This is a genomic window from Streptomyces sp. NPDC002640 (assembly GCF_053592575.1).
Genome location: NZ_JBSFVZ010000036.1, coordinates 14,078 through 32,331 on the forward strand (window position 1 = coordinate 14,078; position 18,254 = coordinate 32,331).

Consider the following 18,254-nt stretch of genomic DNA (forward strand, 5'->3'; position numbering starts at 1 on the left):
TTCCCGTCCGTCTCCGCTCGGGTCCGCTGGGTGTGCGTGGGTCAGTTCTGGCTGGTGGGGACCCGCGTGAGGTCACCGGCCGGAAGGGACGGCAGGGCGCGCAGGATGGAGGCCTCCTGCCGCAGCAGCCGCAGTTCGTCCCGCAGCCGGGACGCCGTGTCCGGGGTCTGCAGCAGCCGCTGCTTGGTCGGCGTGTCCAGCACCATCGCCGCCGCCACCAGGTACGACACCACGGACGGCTCGTCCGGCAGCTCCGCCGACGAGGACAGCGACCGCTCGCTCGCACCCGCCAGCCGCTTCTGGTACTGGCGGAACGACCGCAGCACCCCCTCGGCGAGCGTCCCGGCCTCGTCGCCCTCCTCCTCCGGCAGTTCCTCCAGCTCGGCCGTGAGGTAGGCCCCCGAGGCGTCCACGGAGACCAGCCGGGCCCGCCGGGTGCCGGTGGCCAGCACCTCGTAGGTGCCGTCCTCGCGCTCCCGGACGGTCGCCACGTCGGCGACGCAGGCCACCGCGTGGAAGGAGTTGGCCGGGTCGGCGGCGAAACCGGCGGCCGGGCCCCGTTCGGGCAGCGCGGTCGGGTCGGGCATGCCGGGAGCGGTGGGGGCGACCTCGTGCCCGTCCCGGATGGCGACCACCGCGAACCGGCGCGGCGCCTCCTCCGGCACCAGGAGCAGGTCGCGCATCATGGCGCGGTACCGCTCCTCGAAGACGTTGAGGGGAAGCACGAGCCCGGGGAACAGGACCATGTTCAAGGGAAACAGCGGCAGCCGCAGGGTGGTCACGGCGCAAAAGCCTAATGCGCGCGGAGCCCGGAACCCGCGCCGCGGTCGGCCTCCGCGGCGCGGGGCGGGTCAGTTCCGGCCCAGGAGGCGGGTCGCGCCGGCCGCCACCGCCGTGGCCAGCCCCCAGCCCAGCAGGATCAGCACGGCGGCCAGCCACTGCCAGGCGCCCTGCAGGTGCCAGGCCGTGGCGTGCCCCAGGTCGATCACCGGCAGCAGCAGGTCCAGGGAGAACAGCGCCGGGCTCCACGGCGGGTGCTCGTCGCCCCGCGCCGGTGTGGGACGGGACCGGGAGAACATCAGCGTGCTCGCCGCCCACAGGACCGCCAGCCACACCGCCGCCCGGGCCGGGCGGTACCCGTAGGCGACCGTCACGTCCTGCGTGTACCCCCACAGCTTGGCCGCCGGGGGCAGCGTCTCCCGGCGGCGGCGCTGCTTGGCCAGCAGCACCTCGCGGGCGTCCTCGTCCTCGCCGCCGCCGCGCAGCACCGTGGCCAGCAGCTCGTAGGGCTCGGGGTTGTACTCGGGCGTGGCCGCGGCCAGCCACTCCAGGCGCTGCTCCAGGGTGAACGGGCCCTGCGGGACCAGGTTCTCGTAGGTGAACCCGCCCATGTGCAGGCGGCCCGGCCCCGGCCAGCTCTCCGCCCGGTCCACCAGGTTCCCCACCCGCGCCCCGGACAGCACCACCCGGCCCCGCCGCGGCCGCACCGGCAGGAACCGCAGCTCCGGCGTCTGCACCCGGCGCAGCGAGAGCTCCTGCTCGGCGGTCAGGTTGAACCGGGCGGCCCGCAGGTCCACCGAGTCACCGAACCGCCCGTCGTCGAGCCGCACCCCGCCCAGGCACTCGAAGGGCTGGACCCGGGTGCCGCGCGCGGGCGTGTTGCCGAGGGGCCGCGCCGTGCCGATGCCTGCGGGCGTCAGGTAGAGGGCCCGGCCCACGCTGAGCTGGGGCGCGTTGAGTGCCAGCCGGGCGTACGGGTTGGCCAGGCGGGCGCCGCGCAGGCTCAGCGAGGCGCCCACCTCGGAGGAGCGCAGTCCCAGCTCGCCGTGCGACTCCAGCAGGTCGGCCTGGAGGTCCTGGCCCACCGTGAGGCCGTCCGCGGAGAGGGAGCGGCCGTGCCGGTCGTGCCGCACCACCGCCTGGCTGAGCAGCAGGTCGGTGCCGATCCGGGCGTCGCTCAGGCGGATGCCGCGGGCGAACCGGCAGCGCGGCAGGTGCAGGTCGCCCTCGGTGTGCAGGCGGGCCGCCTCCAGGCGCGGTACGGCGCAGTTCTCCAGCCGCACGGTGGTGAACCTGGCCTCGGGCAGCAGGATCTCCTCGTCGAAGCGGCAGTCCTCCATCTCGACGTAGGGCTCCACCGTGCCGCCGGCCAGGTCCAGGGAGCCGGCGATCCGCACCCCGATCAGCTTCAGCGCCGACACCCGGCCGGCCAGCGCGGGCGGCCCGTCCAGCAGCAGCCAGCACACGACACGGGCGCGCACCGTGCGCTCGGGGCCCCAGGGGTGACGGCCGTGCGGGTCGTCGACCACCGGGTCGCCGTGCCGCAGGTCGTAGACGCTGCCGTCGCGGAACGCCTGCCACATCCCGGTCTCCGCCTGCGACAGGTCGCCCGGCAGCCCGGTCTCGAGGCCGTCGGGAGCGACGGCGCCACCCTCGGTCACGGCACTCACATCCTCCTCCCGGCGCACGTTGGTATTACTGCCGTCATGCCCGAACGTGACCACGCGGACACCTTGTGTAACGGTGAACTTTTCTGCTCCGGACGGCCGACGACCGGGCGCGGACCGGGTGCGGACCGGCCGAGGACCGGGCAAGCACTGGGCAAGCACCGGGCGCGGAACCGGACCCGGGACCGGGCGCGACGCCCGCGCCGGGCCGCGGGCCGTATCAGCGGTTGATACGTGGCGTCGGGCCACGTTCCGGGTCTGAGAGAATTGGGGGCGTGATCTCCCGAATCGATCTGCGCGGCGACGCCCTCCCCGAGGGCCCCGCCCTGCGCGCCCTGCTGCCCCGAGCCGACTTCGACGTGACCGCCGCCCTCGAGAAGGTGCGGCCGATCTGCGAGGACGTGCATCATCGGGGCGACGCGGCACTGATCGACTTCGCCGAGAAGTTCGACGGCGTGCGCCTGGACTCCGTGCGGGTCCCGGCCGCCGCGCTCACCGAGGCGCTGGAGGGGCTGGACCCGGAGGTCCGTGCCGCCCTCGAGGAGTCGATCCGCCGCGCCCGCCTGGTGCACCGGGCGCAGCGCCGCACCACGCACACCACCCGGGTGGTCCCCGGCGGCTCGGTCACCGAGAAGTGGGTGCCGGTCCAGCGGGTCGGCCTCTACGCGCCCGGCGGGCGCTCGGTCTACCCGTCGTCCGTGATCATGAACGCGGTGCCGGCCCAGGAGGCGGGCGTCGAGTCGATCGCGCTGGCCTCGCCGGCCCAGAAGGAGTTCGGCGGCCTGCCGCACCCGACGATCCTCGCCGCCTGCGCCCTGCTGGGCGTCGACGAGGTGTACGCCGCCGGCGGCGCCACCGCGGTTGCCATGTTCGCGTACGGCACCGAGTCCTGCCCGCCCGCCGACATGGTCACCGGCCCCGGCAACATCTGGGTCGCCGCCGCCAAGCGGTACTTCACCGGGAAGATCGGCATCGACGCCGAGGCCGGCCCGACCGAGATCGCCGTCCTCGCCGACGACACGGCCGACCCGGTGCACGTCGCCGCCGACCTGATCAGCCAGGCCGAGCACGACCCGCTGGCCGCCGCCGTGCTGGTCACCGACTCCGAGGAGCTGGCCGAGGCGGTGGAGCGCGAGCTCAAGCCGCAGGTCGAGGCCAGCAAGCACGTCACCGACCGGATCGCCCCGGCCCTGGCCGGCCGGCAGTCCGCGATCGTGCTGGTCGACGGAATCGAGGACGGCCTGAAGGTGGTCGACGCCTACGGCGCCGAGCACCTGGAGATCCAGACCGCGGACGCCGCCGCCCTGGCGGAGCGCGTGAAGAACGCCGGCGCCATCTTCGTCGGCCCCTGGTCCCCGGTGTCGCTCGGCGACTACGCGGCCGGCTCCAACCACGTGCTGCCCACCGGTGGCTGCGCCTGCCACTCCTCCGGCCTGTCCGTGCAGTCCTTCCTGCGCGGCATCCACATCGTCGACTACGACCGCGACGCCCTGGCCGACGTGGCGCACACCGTCGTCACCCTCGCCGAGGCGGAGGACCTCCCGGCGCACGGCGCGGCGATCAAGGCACGGTTCGACTGGAAGGTCCCCGGCACCAAGTGAGCGACGTGAGCGAGATCCGTATCGACGACCTGCCCGTACGCGAGGAGCTGCGCGGCAAGTCCCCGTACGGCGCGCCGCAGCTCGACGTGCCGGTGCGCCTGAACACCAACGAGAACCCCTACCCGCTCCCCGACGAGCTGGTCGACCGCATCGCCGAGCGGGTCCGCGAGGCCGCCCGCCACCTCAACCGCTACCCGGACCGGGACGCGGTCGAGCTGCGCACCCGCCTCGCCGACTACCTGAACGACACGGCCCTGAGCGGCACGGCCCCGACCGGCACCGCCGGGAAGCCGGTCGGCAAGGAGAACGTCTGGGCCGCCAACGGCTCCAACGAGGTCCTCCAGCAGCTGCTGCAGACCTTCGGCGGACCCGGCCGCACCGCGATCGGCTTCGAGCCCTCGTACTCGATGCACGCCCTGATCGCCCGCGGCACCGGCACCGGCTGGATCTCCGGCCCCCGCAACGACGACTTCACCATCGACGTCCCCGCCGCGCGGAAGGCCATCGCCGAGCACCGCCCGGACGTCGTCTTCGTGACGACGCCCAACAACCCCACCGGCAACGCCGTGCCCGCCGAGGCGGTGCTCGCCCTGTACGACGCCGCCCAGGCCGCCAAGCCGTCCATCGTGGTGGTCGACGAGGCCTACGTGGAGTTCAGCCACGGCGCCTCGCTGCTGCCGCTGCTGGAGGGCCGCCCGCACCTGGTGATCTCCCGGACCATGTCCAAGGCGTTCGGCGCCGCCGGGTTGCGCCTCGGCTACTTCGCCGCGCACCCGGCCGTGGTGGACGCCGTGCAGCTCGTCCGGCTGCCGTACCACCTGTCGGCGGTCACCCAGGCCACGGCGCTCGCCGCCCTGGAGCACACCGGCACCCTGCTCGGCTACGTCCAGCAGCTCAAGGAGGAGCGCGACCGCCTGGTCGCCGAACTCCGCGGACTCGGCTACGAGGTGACCGACTCCGACGCCAACTTCGTCCAGTTCGGCCGGTTCGAGGACTCCCACGCCGCCTGGCGCCGGATCCTCGACCACGGCGTGCTGGTCAGGGACAACGGCGTCCCCGGACGGCTGCGGGTGACCGCGGGCACGCCCGCGGAGAACGACGCGTTCCTGGAAGCGGTACGCGCACTGAGGAAGTACGAAGAGGAGCACAACGCATGAGCCGCGTCGGACGCGTGGAGCGCACCACCAAGGAGACCTCCGTCCTGGTCGAGATCGACCTCGACGGCACCGGTCGCACCGACATCGCCACCGGCGTCGGCTTCTGGGACCACATGCTGGACCAGCTCGGCCGCCACGGTCTCTTCGACCTGACCGTGAAGACCGAGGGCGACCTCCACATCGACTCGCACCACACCATCGAGGACACCGCCCTCGCCCTCGGCGCCGCCTTCAAGCAGGCGCTCGGCGACAAGGTCGGCATCTACCGGTTCGGCAACTGCACCGTGCCGCTGGACGAGTCCCTCGCCCAGGTCACCGTCGACCTCTCCGGCCGCCCCTACCTGGTGCACACCGAGCCGGAGAACATGGCGCCGATGATCGGCTCGTACGACACCACGATGACCCGGCACATCCTGGAGTCCTTCGTCGCCCAGGCGCAGATCGCCCTGCACGTCCACGTGCCGTACGGCCGCAACGCCCACCACATCGTGGAGTGCCAGTTCAAGGCCCTGGCCCGCGCCCTGCGCTACGCCTCGGAGCGCGACCCGCGCGCCGAGGGCATCCTGCCGTCCACGAAGGGCGCGCTGTAAATCCGATGAACGGACTTTCCACCGTACTGATCGTGCTCGGCCTCTTCCTGCTCGGCGGAGTCATCTCCTTCGCCAAGCAGAAGATGCCGAAGAGCCTGATCGTCGTCCTCTCCATCGGCGCCGCCATGTGCATCATCGTGGGCGCCATGTACTGGAAGTAGGAGCATGAGCAGCCCCAAGAAGGTCGTCGTCCTCGACTACGGGTTCGGCAACGTCCGCTCCGCCGAGCGGGCGCTCGCCCGGGTCGGGGCCGACGTCGAGATCACCCGCGACTACGACCGGGCCATGAACGCCGACGGCCTGCTGGTCCCCGGCGTGGGCGCCTTCGCCGCCTGCATGCAGGGACTCAAGGACGCCCGCGGCGACTGGATCGTCGGACGCCGGCTCTCCGGCGGGCGCCCCGTCATGGGCATCTGCGTCGGCATGCAGATCCTCTTCGCCCGCGGCATCGAGCACGGCGAGGAGGCCGAGGGCCTCGACGAGTGGCCCGGCACGGTCGAGCCGCTGCAGGCCGACGTGGTGCCCCACATGGGCTGGAACACCGTCCAGGCCCCCGAGGACACCGAGCTGTTCGCCGGGGTCGGCGCCGAGGAGCGGTTCTACTTCGTGCACTCCTACGCCGTCCACGACTGGTCGCTCGAGGCGCACAACCCGTCGATCGCCGCGCCCAAGGTGACCTGGTCCACCCACGGCAAGCCGTTCGTCGCCGCCGTGGAGAACGGCGCGCTGTGGGCCACCCAGTTCCACCCCGAGAAGTCCGGCGACGCCGGAGCCCAGCTGCTGACCAACTGGATCGGAACCCTCTAGACATGGCAGACACCGCCAAGCTCGAACTGCTGCCCGCCGTCGACGTGCGCGACGGCCAGGCCGTCCGCCTCGTCCACGGCGAGTCCGGCACCGAGACCTCCTACGGCTCCCCGCTGGAGGCCGCCCTCGCCTGGCAGTCGGCCGGCGCCGAGTGGCTCCACCTGGTGGACCTGGACGCCGCCTTCGGCACCGGCGACAACCGGGAGCTGATCTCCGAGGTCGCCCGTGCCATGGACATCAAGGTGGAGCTCTCCGGCGGCATCCGCGACGACGACTCGCTCGCCGCCGCCCTCGCCACCGGCGCCACCCGCGTCAACATCGGCACCGCCGCGCTGGAGAACCCCGAGTGGGTCGCCAAGATCATCGCCGAGCACGGCGACCAGATCGCCGTCGGCCTCGACGTCCGCGGCACCACGCTCCGCGGCCGCGGCTGGACCCGCGACGGCGGCGACCTCTACGAGACCCTGGCCCGCCTGGACTCCGAGGGCTGCGCCCGGTACGTCGTCACCGACATCGCCAAGGACGGCACGCTGCAGGGCCCCAACCTGCAGCTGCTGAAGGACGTCTGCGCCCGCACCGACCGGCCGGTCGTCGCCTCCGGCGGCGTCTCCTCGCTGGACGACCTGCGGGCCATCGCCGAGCTGGTCCCGCTCGGCGTCGAGGGCTCCATCGTCGGCAAGGCCCTCTACGCCAAGGCGTTCACGCTGGAAGAGGCACTGGAGGCCGTGTCCCGATGACCGAAGCCGTGCGGCGCGTGCAGAGTCCGGAACCCACCCCGTGGGAGGAGGAGTTCGGCTTCGCGCGCGCCGTCGCGGCGGGCGACCGCGTGCTGGTCGGCGGGACCACCGCCTTCCGCGGCGGAGTCCTCTCCGGCGAGGGCGACCCCTACGAACAGGCCCGCGCCGCGTTCGCCAACGCGCTGCGGGCGATCGAGGAGTTCGGGCTCGGCCCGGACTCCGTGATCCGCACCCGGATGTACCTCACCCACCGCAGGGACGCGGAGGCGGCGGGCCGCGCCCACCGGGAGGTCTTCGGCACGGTGCGGCCGGTGACCACGCTGGTGGTCGTCGACGGGTTCGTCGACCCGCGGATCCTGGTCGAGGTCGAACTCGAGGCGTACCGCGCCTCGTAGCCGTTTATGTTGTTCTTTCTTCAAGGAGCCGTGGATTCATGACCCTGGCGGTCCGAGTCATCCCCTGCCTGGACGTCGACAACGGCCGGGTCGTCAAGGGCGTCAACTTCCAGAACCTGCGCGACGCCGGCGACCCGGTGGAGATGGCGAAGGTGTACGACGCCGAAGGCGCCGACGAGCTGACCTTCCTCGACATCACCGCCTCCTCCGGCGACCGGGAGACCACCTACGACGTGGTGCGGCGCACCGCCGAGCAGGTGTTCATCCCGCTCACCGTGGGCGGCGGCGTGCGCACCGCCGAGGACGTCGACAAGCTGCTGCGGGCCGGCGCCGACAAGGTGGGCGTCAACACGGCGGCCATCGCCCGGCCTGAGCTGATCCGCGAGATCGCCGAGCGGTTCGGGCGCCAGGTGCTGGTCCTGTCGGTCGACGCGCGGCGCACCGAGGGCGGATCCTTCGAGGTCACCACCCACGGCGGCCGCCGGGGCACCGGCATCGACGCCGTCGAATGGGCGCACCGGGCGGCGGAGCTGGGAGCGGGGGAGATTCTCCTCAACTCCATGGACGCCGACGGCACCAAGGACGGCTACGACCTGGAGATGCTCGCCGCCGTCCGCAAGCACGTCACGGTTCCGGTGATCGCCTCCGGCGGCGCGGGCCGCCTGGAGCACTTCGCCCCCGCCGTCGAGGCGGGCGCCGACGCGGTCCTCGCCGCGAGCGTCTTCCACTTCGGCGACCTCCGCATCGGCGAGGTCAAGACCGCGCTGCGCGACGCGGGCCACCCGGTGCGCTGACACCGGCCCCGGGGGCCCGGCGCCCGGCACCCGGTTCCGGTGCCCGGCCTCCGGTGCCCGGGACGGTTCGGGCCCGGCCGAACCGTCCCGGCCCTAGCGTCACGGGCATGACCCACACCACGCACACCTTCGACCGGGCCGCGGACGTCCACGCGGTGCTCGCCGACCCCGCCCTCGTACCGGACCTTCCGGCCGAGGCCGGCAACCACCGGACCGGCGGCGGCGTCGCCCGGCTGCGTGCCGCGTGCGCCCGCTTCAGCACGGGCGCCACGCACCGGCGGCGCCGCGCCCTGGTGGAAGCGGAACTGGCCCGGCTGGACCCCGCCGCACTCCACCGGGCGGCGGCCACGACCGAGGCCGGGGGCGGACTCCGGGTGCGCGTGGTGCGGGCCCTCGCCGAGGCGATGGGCCTGCTGGAGCCCGAGGCGGTCGCCCGCGACGTGGCCCTGGTGGCCGCCGTCTGGTTCGGCGGCGAGGACCCGGCCGCCGACGCGGCCGCGGCCCGGCTGACGGCCCGGACCGCCCCCGACGGCGTGGACGCCTCCGCCCTCGAGACCACCGCGAACCGCATCGGCCTCCTGGTGCAGGCATGCACCGCGACCGCCACCCTGGTGGAAACCGCCGCCGCCGTGGAGGCATCTGCTCCAGCGGCCGCTGCCCGGGAGGCCCTTGCCCTGGAGACCGCTGCCCGGGAGACCGCTGCCCGGGAGACCGCTGCCCTGGAGACCGCCCCGCTGGCGGCAGGCACCCCTCCCGTGCCGCTCGCCCGGGTGCTGCGGGAGGCGCCGCCGGTGCCGGTTCTCCGCCGGGTCGCGGCCCGCGCCACCCAGCTGGGTGGCCGCGCGATCGCCGAGGGCGACGTGGTGCTGCTGGACGTGGCGACGGCCCAGCGTGCGCATCCCGCGCCCCTGACGTTCGGCGCGCCGCCGCGTGTCTGCCCGGGCCGTTCCCACGCCCTCGCTCTCGCGGAGGGGCTGCTGGGCCGCGCGCTGACCCCCTTCGCCGCCCTGCACCACCGGGCCACCCCGCTGCTGCTCCCCAACGCCTGGGACCACGCCTCCGCCGCCGCCCTGGCGGCCGAGGGGTTCCCGGCGGTCGGCACGACCAGCCTGGGCGTGGCCGCGGCCGCCGGTCTGCCGGACGGCGCGGCCGCCACCGCCGAGGAGACCCTCGCCCTCGCCCGCCGCCTCGGCCGGAGCTCGTTCCTCTTCTCCGTCGACGCCGAAGGCGGGTTCAGCGACGACCCCGCCGAGGTGGCCGAGCTGGCCCGCGGGCTGCACGAGGCCGGCGCCGCGGGGATCAACCTCGAGGACGGCCGCCCCGACGGCACCCTCGCCCCGGCCGCCGCGCACGCCGCGAAGATCGCCGCCGTGAAGGCCGCCGTGCCCGGCCTCTTCGTCAACGCCCGCACCGACACCCACTGGCTCGGACGCCAGGAGGACGAGACCGCCGCACGCCTCGCGGCCTACGAACAGGCGGGCGCGGACGGGGTCTTCGTGCCCGGACTGGCCGACCCGGACCGGATCGCCGCCCTGACGGCGGCCGTCGTCGTCCCGCTGAACATCCTCCACACCCCGACCGGGCCCACCCTCGCCGAGCTGGCCGCGCTGGGCGTGCGCAGGGTCAGCCTCGGCTCGCTGCTCCACCGCACGGCGCTCGCCGCGGCCGTGACCGCGGCGAGGGCCGTCCGCGACGGCGGCCCCATGGACCTCACCGCCTTCTCCTACGCGCGGACCCAGGCCCTGAGCGCGCCCGGCGGAACCCGGTAGGAGGAACCGCGGCGGGAACCGGCCGCCGGGTCAGAGGCCCAGGTCGCCGGAGGCCCGCAGCTTGGCGGCGGCGTCCGGGTCGCCGTCCAGGGCGACGTCGGCGACCCGCTGCCGGCCCCAGGCGAACAGCAGCAGCTCGGAGGGCTCGCCGGTGACCGTGACCACCGGCGCGCTCCGGTTGGCCACCGCGGTCCGCCCGTCGGGGCGCCGCAGCACCAGTCCGACCGGCGACCGCCGCCCCGCCAGCCGGGCCATCCGCTCCAGCCGGCTCCACAGGGCGTCCTGGAACACCGGGTCCAGCTCCCGCGGCGTCCAGTCGGCCGCCGCCCGCCGCACGTCCTCGGTGTGGACGTAGAACTCCACCGTGTTCGCGGCCTCGTCCACCTGCTTCAGCGAGAACGGCGACATCCGCGGCGGCCCGGTGCGGATCAGCTGGATCAGTTCCTCGTACGGCTTCGCGGCGAACTCCGCGCGGACCCGCTCCAGCCGGTCGGCCAGCGCCTTGATCAGTATCCCGCCCGCGGCGTCCGCCCGGCGCTCGCGCACCACCACGTGCGCCGCCAGGTCGCGGGCCGTCCAGCCCTCGCACAACGTGGGCGCCTCGGGCCCCACCGTCTCCAACAGGTCGGCCAGGAGCAGCCGTTCACGCTTGGCAAACGTCGACATGCCCCCACCCTACGGGGGCCCGGCCCCGCCGGACAGGACGCGAGGCCGGGTCCGGCCCCCGGACACCGCGCCGCCCCCGCGGCGCGAGGCGGCAGAATGGACCCCATGAGCAGCAGCGCCACCCCCGAGCCCGCCCCCGGCCCCTCCGGCCGCCTCGACCCCGCCGTCGCCGCCCGCCTCCGGCGCACCGCGGACGGCCTGGTCCCCGCCATCGCCCAGCAGTACGACACCGGCGAGGTGCTGATGCTCGGCTGGATGGACGACGAGGCACTGCGCCGCACCCTCACCACCGGCCGCTGCACCTACTGGTCGCGCAGCCGCCAGGAGTACTGGGTCAAGGGCGACACCTCCGGCCACGTCCAGCACGTGAAGTCCGTCGCCCTGGACTGCGACGGCGACACCCTCCTGGTCCGCGTGGACCAGGTCGGCGCCGCCTGCCACACCGGCGACCGCACCTGCTTCGACGCCGACGTGCTGCTCAAGGAGGAAGACACCCGGGCGGGAGCCGCCGCGGATCAGTAGGGTCCACGGCCATGGACCTCGAGACGTTCCGCACCCTCGCCACGGACCGGCGTGTCATCCCGGTCACCCGCAAGCTCCTCGCCGACGGCGACACACCGCTCGCGCTCTACCGCAAGCTGGCCGCCGAGCGCCCCGGCACCTTCCTGCTGGAGTCCGCGGAGAACGGCCGCTCCTGGTCCCGGTACTCCTTCGTCGGCGTCCGCAGCGACGCCACCCTCACCGAACGGGACGGCGCGGCCCACTGGGTCGGCCCGCCGCCCGTCGGCGTCCCCGAGGACGGCGACCCGCTGGCCGTGCTGCGGGCCACCGTGGAGACCCTGCACACGCCCCGCCAGGAAGGACTGCCGCCGTTCACCGGCGGCATGGTCGGCTACCTCGGCTACGACATCGTGCGCCGCCTGGAGCGCATCGGCCCCGGCGAACGCGACGACCTGAAGCTGCCCGAGCTGACCATGCTCCTCACCAGCGACCTCGCCGTCCTCGACCACCAGGACGGCACCGTCCTGCTGATCGCCAACGCCATCAACCACAACGACCTCGACACCGGCGTCGACGAGGCACACGCCGACGCCGTCGCCCGGCTCGACGTCATGGAGGCGGACCTCGCCCGCCCCCTCGCCCAGCCGCCCGTCGCCCTGCCCGACGCCGCCCTGCCCGAGTACACCGCGCTGTGGGGCGGCGCGGACTACCGGAAGGCCGTCGAGGACATCAAGGAACGCATCCGGGCCGGCGACGCCTTCCAGGTGGTGCCCTCGCAGCGGTTCGAGACGCCCTGCACGGCGAGCGCCCTGGACGTCTACCGGGTGCTGCGCGCCACCAACCCGTCGCCGTACATGTACCTCTTCCGGTTCGACGGCTTCGACGTGGTCGGCTCCAGCCCCGAGGCGCTGGTCAAGGTGGAGGACGGCCGGGCCGTGCTGCACCCCATCGCCGGCACCCGGCACCGCGGCGCCACCCCGCAGGAGGACCAGGCGCTCGCGGAGGAACTGCTCGCCGACCCCAAGGAGCGCGCCGAGCACCTGATGCTGGTCGACCTCGGCCGCAACGACCTCGGCCGGGTCTGCGAGCCGGGCTCCGTGGAGGTCGTCGACTTCATGTCGATCGAGCGCTACTCCCACGTCATGCACATCGTCTCCACCGTCACCGGCCGCGTCGCTCCCGGCCGCACCGCGTTCGACGTGCTCACCGCCTGCTTCCCGGCCGGCACCCTCTCCGGCGCCCCCAAGCCCAGCGCGCTGCGGATCATCGACGAGCTGGAGCCCTCCCGGCGCGGCCTGTACGGCGGCTGCGTCGGCTACCTGGACTTCGCCGGGGACTCCGACACCGCCATCGCCATCCGCACCGCCCTGCTGCGCGACGGCACCGCCTTCGTCCAGGCGGGCGCGGGCGTGGTCGCCGACTCCGACCCGGTGGCCGAGGACACCGAGTGCCGCAACAAGGCGGCGGCCGTGCTGCGGGCCGTCCACAGCGCCAACCGGCTCGGCGCACGAGGGTGATGTCGCTCTCACCTCGGCCCCGTGCGGCCCACCCGGGTGATGCCCGGGGGCCGTACGGGGCCATAGTGGAACGGTGACCTCCAGCGCTGACTCCCGTCCCGAAACCGCAGCGACCGCCCGCCCGGGCCGTCGCAGCCTCGCCGCCGCCCTGTTCAGCGGCGCCCTCGGCGCGACCGTGGCGCTGCTCGCCAGCCGGCAGACCTGGGCGGAGGGCTCCGCGGAGGTGGCCGGCGGCGCCTTCCCGCTGACCGCCACCGGCAGCGACGTCACCGGCGCCCCCGCCGCGCTCGCCATAGTGGGCCTGGCCGCGCTGGTCGCCGTCTTCGCGGTGCGCCGCGCCGGGCGGGTCCTGGTCGCCGCTCTGCTCGCCCTGTGCGGCGCGGGCACCCTGGCCGCCGCCCTGCTCGGCGCCTCCGACCGGGGCGCGCTGGACGAGAAGGCCGCCCTGGTCTCCGGCGACGCCACCGCCGCCGTGTCCGGCCTGAGCCACACCTCCTGGCCGTACGTCGCCGCCGTCGGCGGCGCGCTGATCCTCACGGCCGGCCTGCTGGCGCTCTGGCGCGGCAGCCGCTGGCCCGGCATGTCCTCCCGCTACGAGCGCGGCGCCGGCGTGCCGCGCCCCCGGCGGGCGGGCGGCGCGGCGGCGCCCGCCGACGCCGAGCGCCCGGAGGACCTCTGGAAGGCGCTGGACCGCGGCGAGGACCCCACCGGGGCCTGACCAGCCGCACCCCGGCACGCGCCCCACGGCACGGGTGGGGAAGAATGGGACCGAGCGCCCCGCTCACCACACGTACACGCGTCAACGAGGAGCAAGTCATGGCGGGCAGCAACCACGGTCACACCCCGGCCGCCTGGACCGGCGTCATCATCGCCTTCGTCGGGTTCTGCGTAGCATCCGTCTTCATCGTCATGGCCCAGCCGGTCGGCTTCTGGATCGGCATCGGCATCACGCTGCTCGGCGCCGTCGTCGGTGGCCTGATGCGGCGCGCGGGCCTCGGCCAGCCGGAGCACGTCCACCCGGTGCACAAGGTCACCGAGAACGCCTGAGCCGCCCGGGCCGCGCGGCAGCGCCGCGGCCCGTCGTCGGCACCCTCGTCGACACCGCCGATCAGGGGCGGCCCGGACTGCCGGGCCGCCCCTGACGCGTCCCCGCCCCGCGCCGGGGCCCCGCGCGCGGCACAATGCCCGGGTGACCACCGGGACCCCGCCCCCCAGCACACCGACCGACAGCACACCGTCCGCCGCCGGGCCCGCCGACCCGTCCGCCGCCGGGCCCGCCGCGCAGCCCGCGCCCGCGCCCGCCGCGCAGCCCGCGCCCAGGCCAGGGCCCGCGCCCGCCGAGCCGTTCGCCGCGTCCGGTGGGCCGCCGTCGCCCCCGCCGCGGCCGGTGTGGCGGCGCCTGGCGGCCCCCGGGGCCGTGCTCGGCGCCGTCGTCGGGGCGTTCGCCTACGTCGGGACCGTCGACCCCAACGAGCCGGGGCACTACCCGGCCTGCCCGCTGCTCAGCGTCACCGGGCTGTACTGCCCCGGCTGCGGCGGCCTGCGCAGCGCCCACGCCTTCGTGCACGGCGAGCCGGCCGTCGCGCTGCAGGCCAATGCGCCCGCCGTCGTGGGATACCTGCTGTTCGCCGTCGTGTGGACCGTGTGGACGGCGCGCGCGGCGCGCGGGCTGCCGGTGCGGTTCGAGGCCCGGCCGGCCCACCTCTGGGCGTTCGGCGCGGTGCTCGCCGTGTTCACCGTCGTCCGGAACCTCCCGTTCGGGAGCTGGCTGCACCCCTGAGGGCACCCGTGCACACGTGAGTGGTTCGGCCGGAAAACGTCCAGGTAGTGGGACCGGTTGCCGCCGGATGCGGGCAGGACGGCCGCCTGCGGATACCATCGCAGGTGACCATCGGTATCGAACAGAACCGACCACCGTCACGGAAGGGGGCCGCTCGCGTGAGTGTGCTCGACGAGATCATCGACGGCGTGCGGGCCGACCTCGCGGAGCGGCAGGCGCGCGTCGGCCTCGACGAGCTCAAGGAGCGCGCGGCCAAGGCCCCCACCGCCAAGGACGGCGTGGCCGCCCTGCGGGGCGACGGCGTCAAGGTGATCTGCGAGGTCAAGCGGTCCAGCCCCTCCAAGGGCGCGCTGGCCGCCATCGCCGACCCGGCCGGCCTCGCCGCCGACTACGAGGCGGGCGGCGCCGCCGTCATCTCGGTGCTCACCGAGAAGCACCGGTTCGGCGGATCGCTCGCCGACCTCGAGGCCGTCCGCGCCCGGGTGGACATCCCCGTCCTCCGCAAGGACTTCATCGTCACGGCCTACCAGCTCTGGGAGGCCCGTGCCCACGGCGCCGACCTGGCGCTGCTGATCGTCGCCGCCCTGGAGCAGTCCGCCCTGGAGTCGCTGATCGAGCGGGCCGAGTCCATCGGGCTCACCCCGCTGGTCGAGGCGCACGACGAGGACGAGGTCGAGCGCGCGGTGGACGCCGGCGCCAAGATCATCGGCGTCAACGCCCGCAACCTCAAGACCCTCGAGGTGGACCGCTCGACGATCGAACGAGTCCTGCCGGAGATCCCCCCGCACATCGTGAAGGTCGCCGAGTCCGGAGTCCGCGGCCCGCACGACCTGATCGCCTACGCCAACGCCGGCGCGGACGCCGTGCTGGTGGGCGAGTCGCTGGTGATCGGCAAGGACCCCCGGGCCGCGGTGGCCGACCTGGTGGCCGCGGGCGAGCACCCCGCCATCCGGCACGGGCGCGCCTGAGGAGCCGCAGGTGACGTCCGCCGAGCCGCTGCCGACCGAGGGCCGGGCACCCGTGGGTGCCTGCCCGGCGGTGCGCGCCGCCACGGTGCCCCCGGGGCCGGGAGGCCTTCCGGGGGAGCCGGGCGAGGGGCGCTTCGCCCGGCTGGCCCGCGGCTGCAAGCCGCGCGGCTGCCGGGCTCCGGCCCGGCGGGTGCGCGGCCGGCGCGTCCGGTACGTCATCGGGGACGAGCCGGGGCAGGTGAACGGGATGCGATGGCGCGGGGGCAGGCCCCCACGTCCGTCAGACATCCGTGACCACCCGTGAGGTAATCCTTCGCATGTCCAGTCAGTTCTTCGTGCCCGATCCCGAGGGGCACGTTCCCAGCGCCGCCGGCTACTTCGGCGACTTCGGCGGCAAGTTCATCCCGGAGGCGCTGGTCGCCGCCGTCGACGAGGTCGCCGTCGAGTACGAGAAGGCCAAGGCGGACCCCGAGTTCGCCCGTGAGCTCGACGACCTGCTGGTGCACTACACCGGCCGTCCCAGCGCCCTGACCGAGGTTCCCCGCTTCGCCGGGCACGCCGGCGGGGCGCGGATCTTCCTCAAGCGCGAGGACCTCAACCACACCGGCTCGCACAAGATCAACAACGTGCTGGGCCAGGCCCTGCTGACCCGGCGCATGGGCAAGACCCGCGTCATCGCCGAGACCGGCGCCGGCCAGCACGGCGTCGCCACCGCGACCGCCTGCGCCCTGTTCGGCCTCGACTGCACCATCTACATGGGCGAGGTCGACACCCGGCGCCAGGCGCTGAACGTCGCCCGGATGCGCATGCTCGGCGCCGAGGTGGTCGCCGTGAAGTCCGGCAGCCGCACCCTCAAGGACGCCATCAACGAGGCGTTCCGCGACTGGGTCGCCAACGTCGACAACACCCACTACCTGTTCGGCACGGTCGCCGGACCGCACCCCTTCCCGGCGATGGTGCGCGACTTCCACCGCGTCATCGGCGTCGAGGCCCGCCGGCAGCTCCTGGAGACCGCCGGGCGCCTGCCGGACGCCGCGGTCGCCTGCGTCGGCGGCGGCTCCAACGCCATCGGCCTCTTCCACGCCTTCATCCCCGACGAGGGCGTCCGCCTGATCGGCTGCGAACCGGCCGGCCACGGCCTGGAGACCGGCGAGCACGCGGCCACCCTCACCGCCGGCGAGCCCGGCATCCTGCACGGCTCCCGCTCCTACGTCCTCCAGGACGAGGAGGGCCAGATCACCGAGCCGTACTCCATCTCGGCGGGCCTGGACTACCCGGGCATCGGCCCCGAGCACGCCTACCTCAAGGACAGCGGCCGCGGCGAGTACCGCGCGGTCACCGACGACGCGGCCATGCAGGCGCTGCGCCTGCTGTCGCGCACCGAGGGCATCATCCCGGCGATCGAGTCCGCGCACGCCCTGGCCGGCGCGCTCGAGGTCGGCCGCGAGCTGGGCCCCGAGGGCCTGATCGTGGTCAACCTGTCCGGCCGCGGCGACAAGGACATGGACACCGCCGCCCGGTACTTCGGGCTGTACGACACCGACGCGGCGGTCGCCGCCGACGAGGCCGGCGACGGCGCGGAGATCGAGGGGGACGCGAAGTGACCGGCAACCGACAGCTGCTCAGCGACACCCTCGCCGCCGCCAAGGCCGAGGGACGGTCCGCCCTCATCGCCTACCTCCCGGCGGGCTTCCCGACCGTGGACGGCGGCATCGACGCCATCAAGGCCGTCTTCGACGGCGGCGCCGACGTGGTCGAGGTCGGCCTCCCGCACAGCGACCCGGTCCTCGACGGCCCGGTCATCCAGACCGCCGACGACATCGCGCTGCGCGGCGGCGTGAAGATCGCCGACGTGATGCGCACGGTCCGCGAGGCGCACCAGGCCACCGGGAAGCCGGTGCTGGTGATGACCTACTGGAACCCCATCGACCGCTACGGCGTCGAGCGGTTCACCGCCGAACTCGCCGAGGCCGGCGGCGCGGGCTGCATCCTGCCCGACCTGCCGGTCCAGGAGTCCGCGCTCTGGCGGGAGCACGCCGAGAAGCACGAGCTGGCCACGGTCTTCGTGGTCGCGCCGTCCAGCAAGGACGCGCGGCTGAAGGAGATCACCGCGGCCGGCAGCGGCTTCGTCTACGCGGCCTCGCTGATGGGCGTCACCGGCACCCGTGCCTCCGTCGGCGCGCAGGCCCAGGACCTGGTGCGGCGCACCCGCGCCACCACCGACCTGCCGGTCTGCGTCGGCCTCGGCGTCTCCAACCGCGCCCAGGCCGCCGAGGTGGCGGGCTTCGCCGACGGGGTGATCGTCGGCTCGGCCTTCGTCCAGCGGATGCTCGACACCGCCGGTGACGGCGCGGAGGCCACGGCCGCCCGCCGCGAGGCGGTCCGGGCGCTCGCCGCCGACCTCGCGGAAGGCGTGCGCGGGCGGGCGTAGCGCACGAGGAACCCGACGGAGCGGTCAGCGGAAACGCGCCGCTCACTCGAACGGGTGGACCTGGGACCGGGGAGGCGCGCAGCGCCTCCCCGGT

General features: G+C 74.5%; 21 protein-coding genes. 18 read left to right on the forward strand and 3 right to left on the reverse strand.

Features of this window, described 5'->3' with window-relative positions:
- Nucleotides 1-41: 41 nt before the first annotated feature.
- Nucleotides 42-782 (reverse strand): LON peptidase substrate-binding domain-containing protein, encoded by a 741-nt coding sequence (locus ACWD3O_RS32025; protein ID WP_451413137.1) that lies wholly within the window; start codon nt 780-782, stop codon nt 42-44.
- A gap of 69 nt (nt 783-851) precedes the next feature.
- Nucleotides 852-2,441: an oxidoreductase gene (locus ACWD3O_RS32030; RefSeq protein ID WP_451418288.1), complete on the reverse strand. Its 1,590-nt coding sequence runs from the start codon at nt 2,439-2,441 to the stop codon at nt 852-854.
- A gap of 281 nt (nt 2,442-2,722) precedes the next feature.
- Between ACWD3O_RS32030 and hisD the strand changes: the two genes are divergently transcribed.
- The 9 genes from hisD to ACWD3O_RS32075 all read left to right on the forward strand — a co-directional run bounded on the left by hisD (nt 2,723) and on the right by ACWD3O_RS32075 (nt 10,297).
- Nucleotides 2,723-4,048 carry a histidinol dehydrogenase gene (gene hisD / locus ACWD3O_RS32035; RefSeq protein ID WP_451418289.1) on the forward strand — a complete coding sequence of 442 codons (1,326 nt, stop codon included), beginning with the start codon at nt 2,723-2,725 and terminating at the stop codon, nt 4,046-4,048.
- 5 nt (nt 4,049-4,053) lie between these two features.
- Nucleotides 4,054-5,205, forward strand: coding sequence for a histidinol-phosphate transaminase (locus tag ACWD3O_RS32040; RefSeq protein WP_451418290.1), 1,152 nt, complete (start codon nt 4,054-4,056; stop codon nt 5,203-5,205).
- On the forward strand, nt 5,202-5,795 hold the full coding sequence (hisB, locus tag ACWD3O_RS32045) for an imidazoleglycerol-phosphate dehydratase HisB (protein ID WP_356130878.1): 594 nt from the start codon (nt 5,202-5,204) through the stop codon (nt 5,793-5,795). Before ACWD3O_RS32040 ends, hisB begins: the two co-directional genes overlap by 4 nt.
- Before the next feature lie 5 nt (nt 5,796-5,800).
- Entirely contained in the window at nt 5,801-5,956 is a 156-nt protein-coding gene (locus ACWD3O_RS32050) for a hypothetical protein (RefSeq protein WP_451413140.1), read from the forward strand.
- Between the two features lie 4 nt (nt 5,957-5,960).
- On the forward strand, nt 5,961-6,602 hold the full coding sequence (gene hisH / locus ACWD3O_RS32055) for an imidazole glycerol phosphate synthase subunit HisH (RefSeq protein WP_451418291.1): 642 nt from the start codon (nt 5,961-5,963) through the stop codon (nt 6,600-6,602).
- 2 nt (nt 6,603-6,604) lie between these two features.
- Complete coding sequence (gene priA, locus ACWD3O_RS32060) at nt 6,605-7,339, forward strand: bifunctional 1-(5-phosphoribosyl)-5-((5-phosphoribosylamino)methylideneamino)imidazole-4-carboxamide isomerase/phosphoribosylanthranilate isomerase PriA (RefSeq protein WP_356130884.1); 735 nt, start codon at nt 6,605-6,607, stop codon at nt 7,337-7,339.
- The gene (locus ACWD3O_RS32065) at nt 7,336-7,734 is read left to right on the forward strand and encodes a RidA family protein (protein ID WP_451413142.1); all 399 of its coding nucleotides are present in this window, start codon (nt 7,336-7,338) and stop codon (nt 7,732-7,734) included. The genes priA and ACWD3O_RS32065 overlap by 4 nt, the downstream gene beginning before the upstream one ends.
- 38 nt (nt 7,735-7,772) lie before the next feature.
- Entirely contained in the window at nt 7,773-8,528 is a 756-nt protein-coding gene (gene hisF / locus ACWD3O_RS32070; RefSeq protein WP_451413143.1) for an imidazole glycerol phosphate synthase subunit HisF, read from the forward strand.
- Between the two features lie 107 nt (nt 8,529-8,635).
- Nucleotides 8,636-10,297 carry an isocitrate lyase/phosphoenolpyruvate mutase family protein gene (locus ACWD3O_RS32075; RefSeq protein ID WP_451418292.1) on the forward strand — a complete coding sequence of 554 codons (1,662 nt, stop codon included), beginning with the start codon at nt 8,636-8,638 and terminating at the stop codon, nt 10,295-10,297.
- Nucleotides 10,298-10,327: 30 nt separating this feature from the next.
- Here ACWD3O_RS32075 and ACWD3O_RS32080 read toward each other — a convergent pair whose 3' ends face one another.
- Nucleotides 10,328-10,963 (reverse strand): TIGR03085 family metal-binding protein, encoded by a 636-nt coding sequence (locus tag ACWD3O_RS32080; RefSeq protein ID WP_356130891.1) that lies wholly within the window; start codon nt 10,961-10,963, stop codon nt 10,328-10,330.
- Between the two features lie 96 nt (nt 10,964-11,059).
- On the opposite strand from ACWD3O_RS32080, the gene hisI reads away from it, so the two are divergent.
- From hisI to trpA, 9 genes are all read left to right on the forward strand, one after another.
- Nucleotides 11,060-11,485: a phosphoribosyl-AMP cyclohydrolase gene (gene hisI, locus ACWD3O_RS32085; RefSeq protein WP_451413145.1), complete on the forward strand. Its 426-nt coding sequence runs from the start codon at nt 11,060-11,062 to the stop codon at nt 11,483-11,485.
- An 11-nt stretch (nt 11,486-11,496) separates the two neighbouring features.
- The gene (locus tag ACWD3O_RS32090) at nt 11,497-12,981 is read left to right on the forward strand and encodes an anthranilate synthase component I (protein WP_451413146.1); all 1,485 of its coding nucleotides are present in this window, start codon (nt 11,497-11,499) and stop codon (nt 12,979-12,981) included.
- Nucleotides 12,982-13,054: 73 nt separating this feature from the next.
- Nucleotides 13,055-13,699, forward strand: coding sequence for a TIGR02234 family membrane protein (locus tag ACWD3O_RS32095; protein WP_451413147.1), 645 nt, complete (start codon nt 13,055-13,057; stop codon nt 13,697-13,699).
- 98 nt (nt 13,700-13,797) lie between these two features.
- Nucleotides 13,798-14,028 (forward strand): HGxxPAAW family protein, encoded by a 231-nt coding sequence (locus ACWD3O_RS32100; RefSeq protein ID WP_356130898.1) that lies wholly within the window; start codon nt 13,798-13,800, stop codon nt 14,026-14,028.
- Nucleotides 14,029-14,368: 340 nt separating this feature from the next.
- Nucleotides 14,369-14,761 carry a DUF2752 domain-containing protein gene (locus ACWD3O_RS32105; RefSeq protein ID WP_451418308.1) on the forward strand — a complete coding sequence of 131 codons (393 nt, stop codon included), beginning with the start codon at nt 14,369-14,371 and terminating at the stop codon, nt 14,759-14,761.
- A gap of 158 nt (nt 14,762-14,919) precedes the next feature.
- The gene (trpC, locus tag ACWD3O_RS32110; protein WP_361138605.1) at nt 14,920-15,729 is read left to right on the forward strand and encodes an indole-3-glycerol phosphate synthase TrpC; all 810 of its coding nucleotides are present in this window, start codon (nt 14,920-14,922) and stop codon (nt 15,727-15,729) included.
- An 85-nt stretch (nt 15,730-15,814) separates the two neighbouring features.
- Entirely contained in the window at nt 15,815-16,033 is a 219-nt protein-coding gene (gene trpM, locus ACWD3O_RS32115; protein WP_451418309.1) for a tryptophan biosynthesis modulator TrpM, read from the forward strand.
- Nucleotides 16,034-16,046: 13 nt separating this feature from the next.
- Nucleotides 16,047-17,333: a tryptophan synthase subunit beta gene (gene trpB / locus ACWD3O_RS32120; RefSeq protein ID WP_451418293.1), complete on the forward strand. Its 1,287-nt coding sequence runs from the start codon at nt 16,047-16,049 to the stop codon at nt 17,331-17,333.
- Nucleotides 17,330-18,160, forward strand: a complete 831-nt coding sequence (trpA, locus tag ACWD3O_RS32125; protein ID WP_451413149.1) for a tryptophan synthase subunit alpha — start codon at nt 17,330-17,332, stop codon at nt 18,158-18,160. Before trpB ends, trpA begins: the two co-directional genes overlap by 4 nt.
- Nucleotides 18,161-18,254: the final 94 nt, after the last annotated feature.